The organism is Streptomyces sp. NPDC006430, assembly GCF_040612395.1.
Lineage (GTDB): Bacteria > Actinomycetota > Actinomycetes > Streptomycetales > Streptomycetaceae > Streptomyces.
Genome location: NZ_JBEXQA010000020.1, coordinates 21,276 through 38,162, shown reverse-complemented (window position 1 = coordinate 38,162; position 16,887 = coordinate 21,276). Strand labels below are relative to the sequence as shown.

The 16,887-nt window shown below is 70.4% G+C and carries 15 protein-coding genes; 10 read left to right on the top strand and 5 right to left on the bottom strand.

Features of this window, described 5'->3' with window-relative positions; translation table 11 throughout:
- The first annotated feature begins 440 nt into the window (after nt 1–440).
- Complete coding sequence (locus ABZZ20_RS25010; RefSeq protein WP_356873120.1) at nt 441–983, top strand: DUF5819 family protein; 543 nt, start codon at nt 441–443, stop codon at nt 981–983.
- Between the two features lie 130 nt (nt 984–1,113).
- Nucleotides 1,114–2,121: an HTTM domain-containing protein gene (locus ABZZ20_RS25005; protein ID WP_356873284.1), complete on the top strand. Its 1,008-nt coding sequence runs from the start codon at nt 1,114–1,116 to the stop codon at nt 2,119–2,121.
- 15 nt (nt 2,122–2,136) lie between these two features.
- On the opposite strand, the gene ABZZ20_RS25000 is transcribed toward ABZZ20_RS25005, so the two are convergent.
- The gene (locus ABZZ20_RS25000; protein ID WP_356873118.1) at nt 2,137–3,564 is read right to left on the bottom strand and encodes an FAD-binding oxidoreductase; all 1,428 of its coding nucleotides are present in this window, start codon (nt 3,562–3,564) and stop codon (nt 2,137–2,139) included.
- A gap of 88 nt (nt 3,565–3,652) precedes the next feature.
- A complete protein-coding gene (locus ABZZ20_RS24995) occupies nt 3,653–4,552 on the bottom strand; it encodes an NADP-dependent oxidoreductase (RefSeq protein ID WP_356873282.1) in 900 nt (299 codons plus the stop codon).
- A gap of 174 nt (nt 4,553–4,726) precedes the next feature.
- On the opposite strand from ABZZ20_RS24995, the gene ABZZ20_RS24990 reads away from it, so the two are divergent.
- Entirely contained in the window at nt 4,727–5,143 is a 417-nt protein-coding gene (locus ABZZ20_RS24990; RefSeq protein ID WP_356873116.1) for a helix-turn-helix domain-containing protein, read from the top strand.
- Nucleotides 5,144–5,184: 41 nt separating this feature from the next.
- On the top strand, nt 5,185–5,925 hold the full coding sequence (locus ABZZ20_RS24985; RefSeq protein WP_356873114.1) for a Mut7-C RNAse domain-containing protein: 741 nt from the start codon (nt 5,185–5,187) through the stop codon (nt 5,923–5,925).
- Nucleotides 5,926–5,946: 21 nt separating this feature from the next.
- Here the strand turns inward: ABZZ20_RS24985 and ABZZ20_RS24980 are convergent, their stop codons facing one another.
- Nucleotides 5,947–6,420, bottom strand: a complete 474-nt coding sequence (locus ABZZ20_RS24980; protein ID WP_356873280.1) for a hypothetical protein — start codon at nt 6,418–6,420, stop codon at nt 5,947–5,949.
- A 247-nt stretch (nt 6,421–6,667) separates the two neighbouring features.
- Here ABZZ20_RS24980 and ABZZ20_RS24975 point away from each other — a divergent pair, with 247 nt between their 5' ends.
- Entirely contained in the window at nt 6,668–7,429 is a 762-nt protein-coding gene (locus ABZZ20_RS24975) for an SDR family NAD(P)-dependent oxidoreductase (RefSeq protein WP_356873112.1), read from the top strand.
- Nucleotides 7,430–7,444: 15 nt separating this feature from the next.
- On the opposite strand, the gene ABZZ20_RS24970 is transcribed toward ABZZ20_RS24975, so the two are convergent.
- Nucleotides 7,445–8,638, bottom strand: a complete 1,194-nt coding sequence (locus tag ABZZ20_RS24970) for an RtcB family protein (protein ID WP_356873110.1) — start codon at nt 8,636–8,638, stop codon at nt 7,445–7,447.
- Nucleotides 8,639–8,832: 194 nt separating this feature from the next.
- Here ABZZ20_RS24970 and ABZZ20_RS24965 point away from each other — a divergent pair, with 194 nt between their 5' ends.
- The 3 genes from ABZZ20_RS24965 to ABZZ20_RS24955 all read left to right on the top strand — a co-directional run bounded on the left by ABZZ20_RS24965 (nt 8,833) and on the right by ABZZ20_RS24955 (nt 12,165).
- A complete protein-coding gene (locus ABZZ20_RS24965; protein ID WP_356873108.1) occupies nt 8,833–9,720 on the top strand; it encodes a DUF3558 domain-containing protein in 888 nt (295 codons plus the stop codon).
- Nucleotides 9,721–9,855: 135 nt separating this feature from the next.
- A complete protein-coding gene (locus ABZZ20_RS24960) occupies nt 9,856–10,623 on the top strand; it encodes a DUF3558 family protein (protein WP_356873106.1) in 768 nt (255 codons plus the stop codon).
- Between the two features lie 105 nt (nt 10,624–10,728).
- The gene (locus ABZZ20_RS24955; RefSeq protein WP_356873104.1) at nt 10,729–12,165 is read left to right on the top strand and encodes a DUF2637 domain-containing protein; all 1,437 of its coding nucleotides are present in this window, start codon (nt 10,729–10,731) and stop codon (nt 12,163–12,165) included.
- Nucleotides 12,166–12,276: 111 nt separating this feature from the next.
- On the opposite strand, the gene lysS is transcribed toward ABZZ20_RS24955, so the two are convergent.
- Nucleotides 12,277–14,007 carry a lysine--tRNA ligase gene (lysS, locus tag ABZZ20_RS24950; RefSeq protein ID WP_356873102.1) on the bottom strand — a complete coding sequence of 577 codons (1,731 nt, stop codon included), beginning with the start codon at nt 14,005–14,007 and terminating at the stop codon, nt 12,277–12,279.
- Nucleotides 14,008–14,204: 197 nt separating this feature from the next.
- Between lysS and argS the strand changes: the two genes are divergently transcribed.
- Together argS and ABZZ20_RS24940 are read left to right on the top strand one after the other, a co-directional pair.
- Nucleotides 14,205–15,992: an arginine--tRNA ligase gene (argS, locus tag ABZZ20_RS24945; RefSeq protein ID WP_356873100.1), complete on the top strand. Its 1,788-nt coding sequence runs from the start codon at nt 14,205–14,207 to the stop codon at nt 15,990–15,992.
- Nucleotides 15,993–16,428: 436 nt separating this feature from the next.
- Nucleotides 16,429–16,860 carry a hypothetical protein gene (locus tag ABZZ20_RS24940; RefSeq protein WP_356873098.1) on the top strand — a complete coding sequence of 144 codons (432 nt, stop codon included), beginning with the start codon at nt 16,429–16,431 and terminating at the stop codon, nt 16,858–16,860.
- Nucleotides 16,861–16,887 lie beyond the last annotated feature (27 nt).

Below are 16,887 nucleotides of genomic sequence, written 5' to 3'. Positions count from 1 at the left end.
GGACCTGGCAAGCCGGACCACGAGCACGGCGGCAAGCCCGGCAAGCCGGAACACGGCGAGCACCACGACCACGACCACGACCACGACTACGGATACGGCAACAAGCCCATGAGCAACGAGGGCTAGGCAGCGGACTGGACGAGGTCCGCTCATCGGACAGCGGCGCGCGGCGGAGCCTTTCGGCTCCACCGCGCGCCGCCGCCGGATCCAGCAGGAAATTCAGACGCGAGCAGTTGATATGAGAAAGACAGGGTGGGCCGGTGCCGAGCGGAATTGAATCAGCGGCCGTGCAGGAACTCAGGGTCTCCGATTCCGATCCGGGCCCCCGGGAACGTCATGCCGAAGCGGCCACACCGTGCCGGCAACCCCGACGTTCCCGTCCACTGGCAGCGGCACTGCGAACCGTCGTGACCCTGTGCCTGGCGACGACACTGACCCACGTGGTTCTGGTGTTCCTTCACGTGGCTCCCCCCAATGCCATCTCGAAGCGTTACGGCCCACAGGTCAACGCATGGGTGTACCCACTCTTCGAACAGAACTGGCGGCTTTTCGCCCCGGATCCCGACTCCGTCAACCGGCGCATTCTTGCGAGAACCGCACGCACTGCCCCGGACGGTTCGACTCAGGTGAGCGACTGGTTCGATCTGACGGACGTGGACAATTCCGCAGTCAAGCACAACGTGTTCCCGAGCCATACGACACAGAACCTCTTGCGCCGCGCCTGGACCTCCTACGTCGAAACACACGGCGGAGACGACGAGGCGGACTCCGATCGCGCCGTGATGATGCAGAAGTACCTGCGCAACATCGCCGCGGACCGGGTCGCCGCCCACGACGACGACGGCAGTACCTTCGGCTTCATCCAGCTTCGCGTCCTCACGTTGCCCGTCGCCGCGCAGGGCGAAGCGGCCGGCAACCGCCCGCCGACGTCCGCCGAAGAGCGGCTTCTGCCTTGGTGGAAGGTGACCCCCCGTGGGAATTGAGCAGATCACCCAGCCCCCTTCCCCGGCAGCCGCACCGGGGGGCACCACGTACCGGACGACCGCGGGCGCAGCCCAGCGGTTCGTCGCGCTCCTGACCGGCCGGCCGGTGTCCCTGTACGCCGTGTCGGTCATGCGCGCCGGCTACGGAATGCTCTACCTGGTCTTCCTCCTACGCGAGTTCCCGCACCGTCACGAGATCTGGGGACCCGGCTCCCCGTGGACGCCCGCGCTCGCGGAGCAGCTCTTCGGACAGACGGGCTGGAACAGCATCCTGACCCTCTCCGACAGCCCTGCCTACTTCGAACTCTGCTACGTGACGGCCCTCTTCACGTCCGCCCTGTTCATGCTGGGGTGGCGGACCCGCGCCGTGTCCGTCCTGTTCGCCGTCGTGGTGACCTCGTTCCATGCGAGGGCGATCTTCATGACGGACGGCGGTGACAATCTGATCCTGCTGATGGCCATCTACCTCGTCTTCACCGCGTGCGGTCGCCGCTGGTCCCTGGACGCCCGCAGGAACCGCCTCAAGACGGCTCGTGCGGGCAGCGGTCCCGCATCGGTGAGGCGTTTTCCGTCGCCCCAACTCCGCGACGCACGAAACACCTTGACGACGGTCGTGCACAACTGCGGCATCTTCGTCATGGCGGCAGAGGTCTGCTTCCTCTACGGATCGGCCGGCCTGTACAAGGTCCAGGGCGCTTCCTGGGGCGCCGGCACCGCCCTCCACTACGTCCTGAACCTCGAACTCTTCCAACCCTGGCCCGCGATCTCCCACCTTGCGGACGACCACGCGGTCCTGATCGCGATCGCCAGCTACGGGACGGTGCTCCTCCAGGTCGCCTTCCCGTTCGTGCTCTTCGGCAGGCTCAAGTATCCGGTTCTGGGCATGTTGCTGGGGATGCACGTCTGCATCGCGGTGGTCATGGGGCTGCCCCTCTTCTCCGGCGCGATGATCGTGGCGGACGCCGTGTTCCTCCCCGACCGCTTCTACACCTCCCTGGGGCACCTGTGCCGCCGCGCGGCACAGCGAACCGGTGCGTTGCGGCCGGCGCCCGGGCAGCCGGGACCCGGATCCGTACCGCCGCAGGGCAGGACCCGCCTGCCCGACCCCCGGCAGCGCGCTGCTTCCCCCCGCGCGTAGCCCGTGGCCGAACGCCTACCGGGCCGCCCGGGTCGGCGCGATGTTCTGGTTGAGCCGGAAGACGTTCCCCGGGTCCCACGCGGCCTTCAGCGCCCGCAGCCGGTCCAGCTTGCGCTCGCGCGCCCCGTAGGCCTGGTGCACCCGCTGCTCGCCCTCGTCCATCAGGAAGTTGACATACACCCCCGCGTGGTACGGCTCCAGTGCCGACCAGAACTCCCGGACCCAGCCGCACTCCTGTGCGAAACCCTCCGCCGTCTCCCGGATCCCGTTGATGTTGAGCATGTGGCCGATGTCGCGGCCACCGAACGCGGTGTCGTCCTCACCGACCCGGGCGACCGCTCCACCGAGCTGGAACAGCGGGAACCCGCTCAACGGGGACACGATCCGCGCCGCGTACCGCGCCATCGTGTCGATCGCCCCGTCGGCGAGCCGGTCGATCCCGCAACTGCGGAAGTAGTACCACCAGCCGTGCGGGAAGGAGGCGTCGAACATCGCCTGGTGCGCCAGGTACGGCTTGGGCCGGCACAGGTCCAGCAGGGGCCGCCCGAACTCCCGCATCGGCCGCAGCACTTCCTCCCCGGCCGCGAGCTCCCCCACCCAGCAGCTGATCACCATCACGACGGCCCTGCCGTGCAGCTCGGCCGGGATCGCCGGCAGCGGCGGGACCTTGCGGTGGACGACGATCGTCGTCAGCTCGTCGGGCACCCCGGCGCTCCACTCCCGGTAGAAGCGCAGGACGTCCGCCGCGTCCTCCACGGCCCACAGGACCGGCCCGGCGAGCACGGTCGGCCCGACCGGGTTCAACCGGAACGTGAACTCCGTGACGACCCCGAAGTTGCCGCCCGCCCCGCGCATCCCCCAGAACAGCTCCGGCTCGTGCGCCGCACTCACCGTGACCAACTCTCCGCTCGCGGTGACCAGGTCCACCGAGAGCAACTGGTCCACGCTCAGCCCGTACTTGCGGCTCAGCCAGCCGATACCACCGCCGAGGGTGAGTCCCGCGACCCCCGTGTGCGTCACGATGCCCGACGGCACCGCCATCCCGAACGGCTGCGTCGCCGCGTCCAGCTCGCCGAGCAGCACCCCAGCCTGGACCCGGACCGTGCGGGCCTGCGGGTCCACCCGGACCTCCTTCATCGCCGACAGGTCGATGACGACACCGCCGTCGCAGAGCGAATGCCCGGGGAAGCTGTGACCGCCGCTGCGCACCGCGACCGGGGCGCCGGTCTCGACCGCCCACTTCAGCGCCGCGACGACGTCGGCGGAGCCCGTACAGGGCGCGATCAGGGCCGGGTGCCGGTCGATCGAACCGTTCCAGATCCGCCGGCGCTCCTCGTACGGGGCATCGCCGACCCGCACCAAACTCCCCCGGAAGGAACGCGCCAGCTCGTGGTACGCGGCATCGTCCAACCGGACCTGCACCGGCGCAGTCGAGGCACCCATGGGTCACTCCTCGCGGCTCCTCGCCGTTCTCCCACGAGTCTTCCACTCCCGGGGCGGGCGGGCCAGCGCAGCCCGCCCCGGGCCCCGGTCAGGAGGTCGTCAGGACCAGACGGCCTCGGTTGCCCGGCTCCGACAGGCGGGTGTGGGCCTTCGCGGCGTCCGCCAGGGGGATGGTCTGCGCGACCCGGAGGGTCAAGACGCCCGCGTCCACCAGGCCCACCAGCTCCGCCAGGTGCGCGCCGTCCGCCGCGACCTCCTGCTCCACCACCCGGATCCCGCGCTCCGCGGCCGGCCCGGCGTGCGGGCGCAGGCCCACGTAGACCCCGCCGTCACGGACGAAGCCCAGCGCCGGCTCCCCCAGGACGGCCGCGTCCACGACCCCGTCCACCGGCTCGACCGGAGCCGAGCCGCGCGGTACGAAGGCCGTCGCGCCGAGCGACCGTACGAACTCCTCGTCGGACTCCCCCGCCAGTGCCGTCACCACGAGCCCCGCCCGCACCGCGAGCTGCACCGCGAGCCCGCCGACCACGCCCGCGGCCCCGGTGATCAGCACCGACGAACCCGGGGCCAGCCCCAGCAGTCCCACCGCCCGCGCGGCGGTCAGCCCGCTCAGCGGGAGCGCCGCCGCGGCGGCGGCGTCCACCCGGGCGGGCGCGACCGCCACGGCCGAGGCGTCGAGCACCGTGTACTCCGCGTGCGTACCCAGCGGCTTGACCGGCCCGTAGTGCAGCCCGACCACCTGCTGGCCCACTGCCCAGCCGGTGACCTCGGCACCGACCGCGTCGATCTCGCCCGCCACGTCCCAGCCGAGCCCGATGCGCTGTCCGGCGCCGCCGAAGACGCCCACGCGGACCGCTCCGTCCACCGGGTTGACCCCGGCCGCCGCGACCCGGATCCGGACCTGGCCGGCCGCCGGCTGCGGGACCGGCACCTCGATGACCTGCACCTGCTCGGGCCCGCCGAAGCCGTTCACGACGGCCGCCCGCATGGTCTGGGTCTGGGTCTGGGTCTGCGCGTTCTCGCTCATGGTCTCTCCCCGGTGCTTTCGTTCGCTCGTGGGCTCGTTCGCCCGTTCCTGCTGAGCACTAACCTATGGAGAGGTACTCTCTTTTTGTAAGTACGCACTTCGGGGTGCGTACCGTACCTGGAAGTGGGGCACCCGATGGCCACCCGTACCGCCGCCGCCCGCCGCGAAGAAGCGCGCTTCGCCTACGACGCCTTCCTCAAGGAGTGCCCGACCAGCCAGCTCCTGGCCCGCATCAGCGACAAATGGGTCGGTCTCGTCGTCAGCGCCCTCGGCCAGGCCGAGGACCGCTCCATGCGCTACAGCGACCTCGGCCGCAAGATCCCCGGCGTCAGCCAGAAGATGCTCACCCAGACCCTGCGGTCCCTCGAACGCGACGGCCTCGTCACCCGCACCGTCACCCCCACCGTCCCCGTCCGCGTCGACTACCGCCTCACCGAACTCGGCAGCAGCCTCGGCTGCCTCCTCTCCTCCGTGAAGCAATGGGCCGAGAACCACTTCGACGAGGTCAGCGCACACCGCGCCGCCTACGACGACACCACCGAGACCGCGTAATTCGGCCGCGCCGTCCCACCCGCCAATGGCATGCTGACACCGTGAACGGACCCGGCATTCAGCTCACCCTCGCCCCCGAACTACGCCTGTTCGTGCCGCCCAGCCGGCGCGCCGAGCGGGTACCGACCGTGACCGACGGCGCCTCCAGCCTCGGCCACGTCGTCGAATCGGCCGGCGTCCCGCTCACCGAGGTCGGCCGGCTCCTCGTCGACGGCACCGAGGTGCCCGTCTCGTACGTGCCCCGCGCCGGCCAGTCCGTCGAGGTGTTCGGCGTCGAGCGCCCCCAGCGGATCCCCGGCGCCCCGCCGCTCCGCTTCCTCCTCGACGTCCACCTCGGCACCCTCGCCCGCCGCCTGCGCCTGCTCGGCGTGGACGCCGCGTACGAGAACGAGGACATCGGCGACCCCGCCCTCGCCACCCGCTCCGCCGTCGAGCAGCGCGTCCTGCTCTCCCGCGACCGCGGGCTGCTGCGCCGCCGCGAGATCTTCGCCGGCGCATACGTCTACAGCGACAACCCCGACGAGCAACTGCGGGACGTCCTCGGACGGTTCGCCCCCGCCCTCGCCCCCTGGACCCGCTGCACCGCCTGCAACGGACCACTGCGCGAGGCCGACAAGGACAGCGTGGGCGACCGCCTCGAAAGCGGCACGCACCGCTCGTACGACGTCTTCGCGCAGTGCGCCGCATGCGAGCGCGTCTACTGGCGCGGCGCCCACCACGCCCGCCTGGAGCGGATCGTCAGCGAGGCCGTCGAAGAATTCGGCGGGGTGGCCACCCCCTGACGGGACGGCCCGCCCGCGGGCTCAGAAGGCGTAGGCGTCGCCCGTGTCCAGCGCCAGCACCACGTGCTGGTTGTTGGACAGGTCGCGGTCGGCCGCCCCGCCGTTCCACCACGTGTCGATCCGGACCACCACCTCGGGCACCCGCTCGCGCAGCTCCAGCAGCAGCCCGATGTGCCGACCCTGCCCGTGCAACGGCAGCTCCCCCGTCTCGCACACCACCTCGCGCAGCCCGGCCCGCGCACAGCCCTCCGCCAGCTCCTGCCGGTCCGCGAGCTCGGCCGACAGGCGCAGCCGCAGCGTCGCGTTGGGCAACGCCGCCGGCCCCTCGTTCTGCGGCACCAGCCACACCCGCAGCTGTCCCTGCGCCAGGGACATCTGCCCGTGGTACGCGACATCGGCCTCGGGCCCACTGCGTGCTTCGGCGCTCCCGGACAGCCCGAGCACCAGCAAGCCCGCCACCACCACACTCCGTACGGCACCACGGCGCACCGCCATCACCTCCACGTGCGGAGGCTAGGCAGCGCCGCCCCCGTGCGGTCGGACCATCACACGAACGAGGGCGCGTCTTCCCCCACCCGGCAGGGGAAGACGCGGGTAGGGCTCCGTTGACCCGGGCCGCGCGCCGATCGCTCCGGGCCGTGCCGATCGCCCGCTCCGCCGCCCCCTCGCGGCCACCGACCCACGCTTATGCTGGCCAGTGATTCGCCCATACGAACGACTGAACGCACGAGGAGCCCCGCACATGAGCACGGCCACCCGAACCGCCGTAGTCACCGGAGCGAGCAGCGGCATCGGTGCGGCAACCGCCCGGCAGCTCGCCGGTGCCGGCTACCGCGTCGTCCTCACGGCCCGCCGCAAGGACCGCATCGAGGCCCTCGCCGCCGAGCTCACCGGGGCCGGGCACTCCGCAACGGCGTACGCCCTGGACGTCACCGACCGCGCCGCGGTCGACGCCTTCGCGGCCTCCCTCGACCGCTGCGACGTACTCGTCAACAACGCGGGCGGCGCCATCGGCGCCGAACCCGTCGCCACCGGCGACCCCGCCGACTGGCGCACGATGTACGAGGTCAACGTCATCGGCACGCTCAACCTCACCCAGGCCCTCCTCCCGGCCCTCGTCGCCTCCGGAGACGGCACGGTCGTCGTCCTGTCCTCCACCGCCGGCCACTCCACGTACGAGGGCGGCGCCGGCTACGTCGCCGCCAAGCACGGCGCCCGGGTGCTGGCCGAGACCCTCCGCCTGGAGATCGTCGGACAGCCCGTGCGCGTCATCGAGATCGCCCCGGGCATGGTGAAGACCGAGGAGTTCGCCAAGACCCGCTTCCGCGGCGACGCGGCCAAGGCCGAGAAGGTCTACGAGGGCGTCGCGAACCCCCTGTCCGCCGACGACGTGGCCGACACCATCACCTGGGCGGTGACGCGCCCCAGCCACGTCAACATCGACCTCCTGGTGGTCCGCCCCCGCGCCCAAGCCTCGAACACCAAGGTCCACCGCGAGCTCTAGCCCTGCGCGCCGGGCTCAGCCCTTGATGCAGATGACCTGCTTGAGCTTGGCCACGACCTCCACGAGATCGCGCTGCTGCTCCATGACCTGTTCGATGGGCTTGTAGGCCGACGGGATCTCATCCACGACGCCCGAGTCCTTGCGGCACTCCACGCCCTTGGTCTGCTCTGCCAGGTCCCGCGCCGAGAACCGCTTCTTCGCCGCCGTACGGCTCATCTTCCGGCCCGCGCCGTGGGAGGCCGAGTTGAACGACTTCTCGTTCCCGAGGCCCTTGACGATGTACGAGCCCGTTCCCATCGAGCCCGGGATGATCCCGTAGTCACCGCTGCCTGCACGGATCGCGCCCTTACGGGTGACCAGCAGGTCCATGCCGTCGTACCGCTCCTCCGCCACATAGTTGTGGTGGCAGCTGATCTCGTGGTCGAAGGAGACCTTCGCCTTCCGGAACTCCTTGCGGATGACCTCCTTGAACAGGCTCATCATCACCGCGCGGTTGTACTTGGCGTACTCCTGCGCCCAGAAGAGATCGTTCCGGTAGGCCTGCATCTCCGGGGTGGCCGCGAGGAACACCGCCAGGTCCCGGTCGACCAGGCCCTGGTTGTGCGCCAGCCCCCTCGCCACGCCGATGTGGTGCTCGGCGAGCTCGTTGCCGATGTTCCGGGAGCCGGAGTGCAGCATCAACCAGACCGAACCCGACTCATCAAGACAGAATTCGACAAAATGATTGCCCGATCCGAGCGTTCCGATCTGTTTCGCGGCGCGTTCCCGACGGAACTTGACCGCGTCCGCGAGGTGGTCGAACCGTCCCCACAGGTTCTCGTAGCCCTCCACCGGGAAGCCGTACAGCCGGTCCGGATCCACCGGGTCCCGGTGCATGCCCGCGCCCACCGGGATCGCCCGCTCGATCTTCGAGCGCAGGCCGGACAGGTCGCCCGGCAGGTCGTTGGCCCGCAGTGACGTCTTCACCGCCGACATGCCGCAGCCGATGTCCACGCCCACCGCCGCCGGACACACCGCGTCCTTCATCGCGATCACCGAGCCGACCGTGGCGCCCTTGCCGTAGTGGACGTCCGGCATGACCGCCAGGCCCTTGATCCACGGAAGGGTGGCGACGTTGTGCAGCTGCTGCATCGCGCCGGCCTCGACCGACGCCGGGTCGGCCCACATCCGGATCGGGACCTGCGCTCCCGGTACCTCTACGTACGACATAAGACTTCAATCCCCCGAAAAACATAGATAAGTCGGAATACGCAAAAAGCCTCGCTCTTGGTCTCAAACCAGACAGGAGACCGGCGCCAGCACCAGCGTGTGCGATAGACATTGTGTTCATCCGCGTCCAAAGCGCGGCAACGCATTATTCCTGACCGCCGGGCCCGCCGGCCGGTCGAAGGGAGCCAGTGGACGTGCAGCGCAAGGCCGTACGGCGACGATTCCTGCCGGGCATCGCGATGCTCACCGCACTCATGGCCGGCGCGACCGGCCTCACCGGGTGCACCAGCAGCAACGCCGGCGGTGGCGACACCGACTCGAAGGCGAGCGACAGCACCGCCATACCCGCGCCGGCCGGCAAGTACCGCAGCCTGCCCGCGCCCTGCAAGGCCGTCGACGGCAAGCGCCTCAAGGCCATGCTGCCGGCCGCGGCCACCCTCAGCGACGAGCAGCGCGCACAGCTCTACGCCGGGACCGCGGACACCTCGTACGACGGTGACCGGCACGTCGGATGCCGGTGGACGGCGCAGACGCCCGAGGAGACGCGGCTGCTGTCGGTCGGCTTCGAGCGGGTGGTCTCGTACGACCGGACGACCATGAGCGACGACGACAAGGCGCGCCAGGTCTACGTGCGCCTGCTGACGGACGCGCACCTCCCCTTCCCCGGACCCGTGACGAGCCCCAGCGCCGGCGCCACGGCCGGTGCCCCTCCAGGTGCCCCCGCCAGTGCCGGCGCCGCGGCGAACCCCGCCCCGAGCTCCAGCGTCCCGCCGCCGGCGGCCCCCCCGGCCGCGCAGTCACCCTCCCCCGGCGGCAGCCCCTCCGCCCCACCGCCGGAGCTCGGTTCGCGCGTCCTCGAAGGGCTCGGGACCGAGGCCTTCCTCGACGACAAGCTGAGCGCGGCCGGGGCCAGCGCGGCGCAGGCCCGGACCGTGCGGATCGTGTTCCGCACCTCGAACGTCATCGTCACCGTGGAGTACAGCGTGCAGCCGACGCTGCCCGGTACGGTCCCGTCGAGTCCCGAAACCCAGGACAAGACACGGCAGTTGGCGCTGGCTCTGGTCGAGCGTTTCAACGACTGAGAGCGGTCGGGCGGGGTGCGGAGTGACGGCGCGCACAGCAGGCGCGCGCCGGATCGGGCTACCGTTGCTCGGGTCCTGCGCCTGCACCGCGCCCGCTCCGCGTCCAGAACGCGCCCCACAACGTACGAAGGAACCATGCACCGATCAGCCTCGCGCTTCACTCGCGTTCTCGCCTGCGCAGCCGTCCCGGTGATCCTCACCGTCGCCGGCTGCTCGTCCGATTCCGGCAAGGGCTCCGGTTCGGACGGCGCCAAGAAGTCCACCGCCTCCTCGCCCGCCAAGCCGAGCGGGAAGGCGTCGGCCGCGCTGGAGAAAGCGGCGTTCGCCTCGCTGCCCGACCCGTGCAAGTCGATCGCGACCGCGACCGTCGACTCCCTCGTCCCCGAGGCGAAGGACAAGAACGGCACGGCGACCAAGTCGAACGACCTGACCACCCGCGCCAGCTGCTCGTGGAACGGTCTGGACGAGGACGGCCTGAAGGGCTCCCAGTACCGCTGGCTGTCGATATCCCTGGTCCGCTACGACTCGCACGCCTCGCTCGGCAGTGCCAACAAGCGCGCCGAGGACCAGTACAACAAGCAGGTCGAGACCGCGAAGGCGACCGAGGGCGCGCACGACGTGAAGGTCGAGGCCGCGGGCGGGATCGGCGACCAGGGGTCGTCGGTGGTGTTCGGCGTCAAGAAGGACGTCGACTTCTTCAACACGACGATCGTCGCGCGTACGCAGAACGTCGTGGTCACCCTCGACTACAACGGTGCGGCGTACGAGGGTGCCGGCGCACCGGATCAAGCCAAGCTGCTCCAGGACGCGATCGTCGCGGCGAAGGAGGTCGTGGCCTCGGTGGGCACCGCCAACCAGCAGCAGAAGCAGCCTGAGCAGCAGGCTTCTCCGTCCCCGCAGTAGGCGGTGGCGGATCCGGGGGACTTAACAGGAGGCTGACATTCAGTCACTCGTACAGTCACCCGTACGCTGTGCCTGCCGTAGCTCGACAAGGGGAGGGGACCGCGGGTGGCCGCGATGCAGCTGACTCGTACGCACCGGATACTCATCGGCGTCGTGGTCGCAGGAGCCGTGGTCATCGCGGGGATAGGTTTCGCGGGCTCGTACTCCGCGGTCCGCGCGCTCGCGTTGCAGAAGGGCTTCGGGAACTTCTCGCTGGTGTTCCCGATAGGCATCGACGCGGGCATCTGCGTGCTGCTCGCCCTGGACCTGCTGCTGACGTGGATCCGCATCCCGTTCCCGCTGCTGCGCCAGACGGCGTGGCTGCTGACCGCGGCGACGATCGCGTTCAACGGCGCGGCGGCCTGGCCGGACCCGCTGGGCGTGGGCATGCACGCCGTGATCCCGATCCTGTTCGTGGTCACGGTGGAGGCGGCCCGGCACGCGGTGGGTCGGATCGCGGACATCACCGCGGACCGGCACATGGAGGGCGTCCGCATCACGCGGTGGCTGCTCTCCCCCGTCCCCACCTTCAAGCTGTGGCGCCGGATGAAGCTGTGGGAGCTGCGCTCCTACGAGCAGGCGGTCGGCATGGAACAGGACCGGCTGATCTATCAGGCCCGACTCCAGGCCCGGTACGGGCGGGCCTGGCGCCGCAAGGCGCCGGTGGAGGCGCTGATGCCGCTCCGCCTGGCCCGGATCGGCGTTCCGCTGGCCCAGACGGCTCCTGAGGGCTTGGCGGCGGCGGGCATCGACCCGGTGCTGTTGCCTCCGGCGGCGGCGGAGGTCACCGCTGGCGCCCCGGGCGCCCTGGGCGTTCCGGTGGGCGCCCCGGCCGCCCCGGCTCTGGAGGCGGGCACCATGCCCCCCGCGACGGGCCTGCCCGTCGGGGTCGCGGGTGCGGTGGATCCGGCCGCGCCGATGGCGGCAGCCCCCGCTCCGGTTCCGGCCGCGGCCCCGGTGGGGCCGCAGGCCCGGCCCCAGGTCCTGGACGGGGCGGCTGCGGGAGCAGGGCTGCCCGGCCTTCCGGAGGCCCACGCCCACCACGCCCCGCCGCCCTTCGCGGTGGACCCGACGGCCATGCCGGCGGCCCACGACAGTGCGTGGTTCGCCGCGCCGCTGGCCCCGCAGGCGGCGTACGAGGGGGGCTACAACCCGCAGTACGTGGAGGGCCTGGAGCCGATCCCGGTGATGCCTCCGGCCGGTCCGGAGGAGCAGGAGGGGCAGCAGGAGCTCCCGATCCCGGGGGCCCGCGAGGCCGACGGTATCGATGCCATCGATGCCGTGGACACCGTAGACGAGGTGAAGTTCGCGGAGGCCGCGTACGAGGTCTTCCGGGCGTACATCGACGAGTTCTCCCAGTTCCCGAACCCGGAGCAGCTGGACATACACCTCTCGGACCGGCTCGGGATCGTGCACCCGCGCAGTGCCACGACGCTCAAGCGGCTGATGCCGGAGCTGAAGCAGCGCTACCAGCGCGACCTGGAGAACGAGCACATCGCTTAGCAGGACTCACGACGCCGGACGCAGCACGCCGGACGCAGCACGTACGCGGGAGGGCCCGCACCCCTCGGCAGTTGCCAGGGGTGCGGGCCCTCCCGCTTGGTACGCGACGACTCAGGCGGCCAGCAGCTTGCGCACCCGGTCCGCCCCGACCGCGAGCAGCAGCGTGGGCAGGCGCGGGCCGGTCTCCCGGGTCACGAGCAGGCGGTACAGCAGCGCGAAGAACGAGCGCTGCGCGACCTTGAGCTCGGGCGTCGGCTTGGCGTCGGGCTCCAGGCCGGCCATCACCTTCGGCACGCCGTAGACGAGCGTGGTCAGCCCGTCGAGCGACCAGTGCGAGTCCAGGCCGTCCACGAGCAGGCGCAGGGACTCCCGGGCCTCGGCGTCCAGGGACGCCAGGAGCTCGGTGTCGGGCTCCTCGCGCACGAGGGTCCGCTGGTCGGCCGGGACCTGGCTGGTGATCCAGTTCTCGGCCCGGTCCAGGCGCGGCCGTACCTCGTCGAGGGAGGTGAGCGGCTGCGACGGGTCCAGGTCGGCCAGGATCCGCAGGGTCTGCTCGTCATGGCCGGCGGTGATGTCGACGACCGAGGCGAGAGTCCGGTACGGCAGCGGTCGCGGGGTGCGCGGCAGCTCGTGGGAGGCGACGCGTACGGCGCGGGTGTGCGCGGCGGCGTCGGCCGGGAGGACGGAGCCGTCGGCGACCTTGGCCTCCAGCTTGTCCCACTCGTCGTAGAGCCGCTGGATCTCCTGGTCGAAGGCGATCTTGAAGGACTGGTTCGGCCTGCGGCGCGCGTACAGCCAGCGCAGCAGCTGCGGCTCCATAATCTTCAGCGCGTCGGCCGGGGTCGGCACGCCGCCCTTCGAGGAGGACATCTTGGCCATGCCGCTGATGCCGACGAAGGCGTACATCGGTCCGATCGGCTGCTCGCCGCCGAAGATGTGCACGATCTGGCCGCCGACCTGGAAGGAGGAGCCCGGCGAGGAGTGGTCGACGCCCGAGGGCTCGAAGACCACGCCCTCGAAGGCCCAGCGCATCGGCCAGTCGACCTTCCAGACCAGCTTGCCGCGGTTGAACTCGCTGAGCTTGACCGTCTCGGTGAACTCGTCCTCGGTGCAGACGTAGGTCAGCTGGGTGGTCTCGTCGTCGTACGCGGTGACCTTGGTGAAGTCCTTGCCGCACTGGCCGCAGTACGGCTTGTACGGGAAGTACCCGCCCTCGACGCTGCTGCCGTCGTCCTCGGCAGCGGCACCGGAGCCCTCGGCGGCCTCCAGCTCTGCCTCGTCGACCTGCTTCTGCTGGGGCTTCTTGCCGCCCGGCTTCTGCTTCGTGCGGTACTGGTCGAGTACGGCGTCGATGTCGCCGCGGTGCTTCATCGCGAACAGCACCTGCTCGCGGTAGGCGCCGGAGGTGTACTGCTCGGTCTGGCTGATCGGGTCGTACTCGACGCCCAGCTCGGCCAGCGCCTCGACGAAGGCGGCCTTGAAGTGCTCGGCCCAGGTCGCGTACGCGGAGCCGGCCGGGGCCGGGACGGAGGTCAGCGGCTTGCCGATGTGCTGGGCGAAGGTCTCCTCGTCCACGCCGGGGATGCCCTTGGGCACCTTCCGGTAGCGGTCGTAGTCGTCCCAGGACAGCACGTGCCGGACCTCGATGCCCCGGCGGCGGATCTCGTCCGCGACCAGGTGCGGGGTCATGACCTCGCGGAGGTTGCCCAGGTGGATCGGGCCGGAGGGGGAGAGTCCGGACGCGACGACGACAGGTTTGCCGGGTGCTCGGCGCTCCGCCTCGGCGATGACCTCGTCCGCGAAACGGGAGACCCAGTCGGTCTCGGTGCTGCTCTGAGCCACGACACGTCCTTCTATCTCGAATGCTGGCTTCCGTCATTCTCCCAGACGGAACGGGCCACTCCGGGGTTGCCCGGCGGCCCCTGCCATCTCGGCCCCTCTTAACCCAAGGATGCGGAACGTCCTCGCGTGGGATACTCGGCACTCGTCGGAACAACCAAGTGCACCCCTCAGGCACGACCTCACAGGAACGGCAGCTCATGGCCTCGGTCCCTTCCCTCGCTTCTTCCGTCCATCAGCGCGTCGCGGACGCCCTCGCCTCGGCCCTGCCGGAGGCCGGCGGCGCCGACCCGCTGCTGCGACGAAGCGACCGGGCCGACTTCCAGGCGAACGGGATCCTGGCCCTGGCGAAGAAGGCGAAGGCCAACCCGCGCGAGCTGGCCGCGACCGTGGTCGAGGCCATCCCGACTGGTGACCTGATCGAGGAGATCGAGGTCTCGGGTCCCGGCTTCCTCAACATCACGATCTCCGACCGGGCGATCGTCGAGACCCTCGCGGCGCGCGCCGGAGACGACCGCCTCGGTGTTCCGTACGCCGCGAACGCCGGCACGACGGTGATCGACTACGCGCAGCCGAACGTGGCGAAGGAGATGCACGTCGGCCACCTGCGGTCGGCAGTCATCGGCGCGGCGATGGTCGAGATCCTGGAGTTCACGGGCGAGAAGGTGATCCGCCGCCACCACATCGGCGACTGGGGCACCCAGTTCGGCATGCTCATCCAGTACCTGGTCGAGCACCCGCACGAGCTGGACCACAAGGCCGACGGCGGCTCCGCCGAGGACATCGAGGTCTCCGGCGAGGAGGCCATGTCCAACCTGAACCGGCTCTACAAGGCATCGCGCGCGCTCTTCGACTCCGACGAGGAGTTCAAGACGCGGGCGCGGGCGCGGGTCGTCGACCTCCAGGCCGGCGATGCGGAGACGCTGGCCATGTGGCAGCGGTTCGTGGACGAGTCCAAGATCTACTTCTACTCCGTCTTCAACAAGCTGGACATGGACATCCAGGACCCGGACGTGGTCGGCGAGTCCGGCTACAACGACATGCTGGTCGAGACCTGCAAGCTGCTGGAGGACTCGGGCGTCGCCGTCCGCTCCAACGGCGCGCTGTGCGTGTTCTTCGACGAGTACAAGGGCCCGGACGGCAACCCGACCCCGCTGATCGTCCAGAAGTCGGACGGCGGCTTCGGCTACGCCGCCACCGACCTGTCGGCGATCCGGGACCGCGTCGGCAACCTGAAGGCGGACACCCTCATCTACGTGGTCGACGCCCGCCAGTCGCTGCACTTCAAGATGGTCTTCGAGACGGCCCGCCGCGCGGGCTGGCTGAACGACGGGGTCAAGGCCGTCCAGCTCGCCTTCGGCACCGTCCTCGGCAAGGACGGCAAGCCGTTCAAGACCCGTGAGGGCGAGACGGTGCGGCTGGTGGACCTGCTGGACGAGGCCGTCGAGCGGGCGACCTCGGTCGTGCGCGAGAAGGCGGAGAAGGTCGGCCTGTCCGAGCAGGAGATCGTCGAGAACGGACGTTACGTCGGCATCGGCGCGGTGAAGTACGCCGACCTGTCGACGTCGGCGGCCCGCGACTACAAGTTCGACCTGGACCAGATGGTCTCGCTCAACGGCGACACGTCCGTGTACCTCCAGTACGCGTACGCCCGGATCAAGTCCATCCTGCGCCGGGCGGGAGACCGCGAGCCGATCGCCCACCCGGAGCTGGAACTGGCGCCGGCCGAGCGCGCGCTCGGTCTGCACCTGGACCACTTCGGCGAGCTGATCGCCGAGGCGGCGGCCGAGCACGCGCCGCACAAGGTGGCCGCGTACCTGTACCAGCTGTCCTCGCTGTTCACGACGTTCTACGACCAGTGCCCGGTCGTGAAGCCGGAGCCGGAACTCGTCGTGGGTGAGAACCGCCTGTTCCTGTGCGACCTGACGGCCCGCACCCTGGCCAAGGGCATGTCCCTCCTGGGCATCCGCACCCCCGAGCGCCTCTGACGCACAGCGGGTCCGCCCGACTGCTCCACGCGACGGCCCCCGTCTCCCGACCCCGGGAGACGGGGGCCGTCGCGTGCGAGGCGTCCCGTCTTCGTGTACGGCACCGGGATGCTGATCGCTTTGGATCGCGGTGACAGGCCGGGCGGCCTCCTGCACAAGGTCCTCGCCACCCGGAGGCCGTCATCGTCACCTCCGACCCGCGCGATATCACGGCCTACCGGGACGTTCTGCCCGGCGCCACGGAGGCGATTCGCGTACTGGACACCACCGACCTCGCCGCCTTCCTCGGCGGCAAGCGCGTCCCGCACTGAGCCGGCCCACCGGGTGACGGGACCACAGGCCCGCGACCCCACATGTCTGCTTTTCTTGACATCGCGTACGGATCTCTTTACATTCCAGGTGTCAAGGATTCTTTACATGAGGAGGGGGCGGGAGCATGGCCTTCCAGGAGAAGCGCACATGGATCGCGGCGGTCGTCGCCATCGGCGGGTACGCGGTCTACCTGGCCGTCGTACTCGGCCGGGCAGGTGACGGCGTACCGCTCGCCGAGGTCCCATACGTGGCTCCGATGCTGTGGACCATCGGCGTGTCGATCGCGGTCTCGATCGCCCTGAACATCGCGGTCGCGTTCGCCTCCCCCGAGGACGCGAACACGAAGGACCAGAGGGACCGGGAGATCACCCAGATCGGCGAGTACGCGGGCCAGTCCTTCCTCGTGATCGGCGCCGTGACCGCACTGGCCCTGTCGATGGCCGAGGTCGACCACTTCTGGATCTCCAACACGATCTACCTGGGATTCGTCCTCTCGGCGGTCCTCGGGTCCGCCGTCAAGGTGTCCGCCTACCGCCGGGGATTCCAAACATCGTGAAGTCGACGGGGATCACGAACACGATCC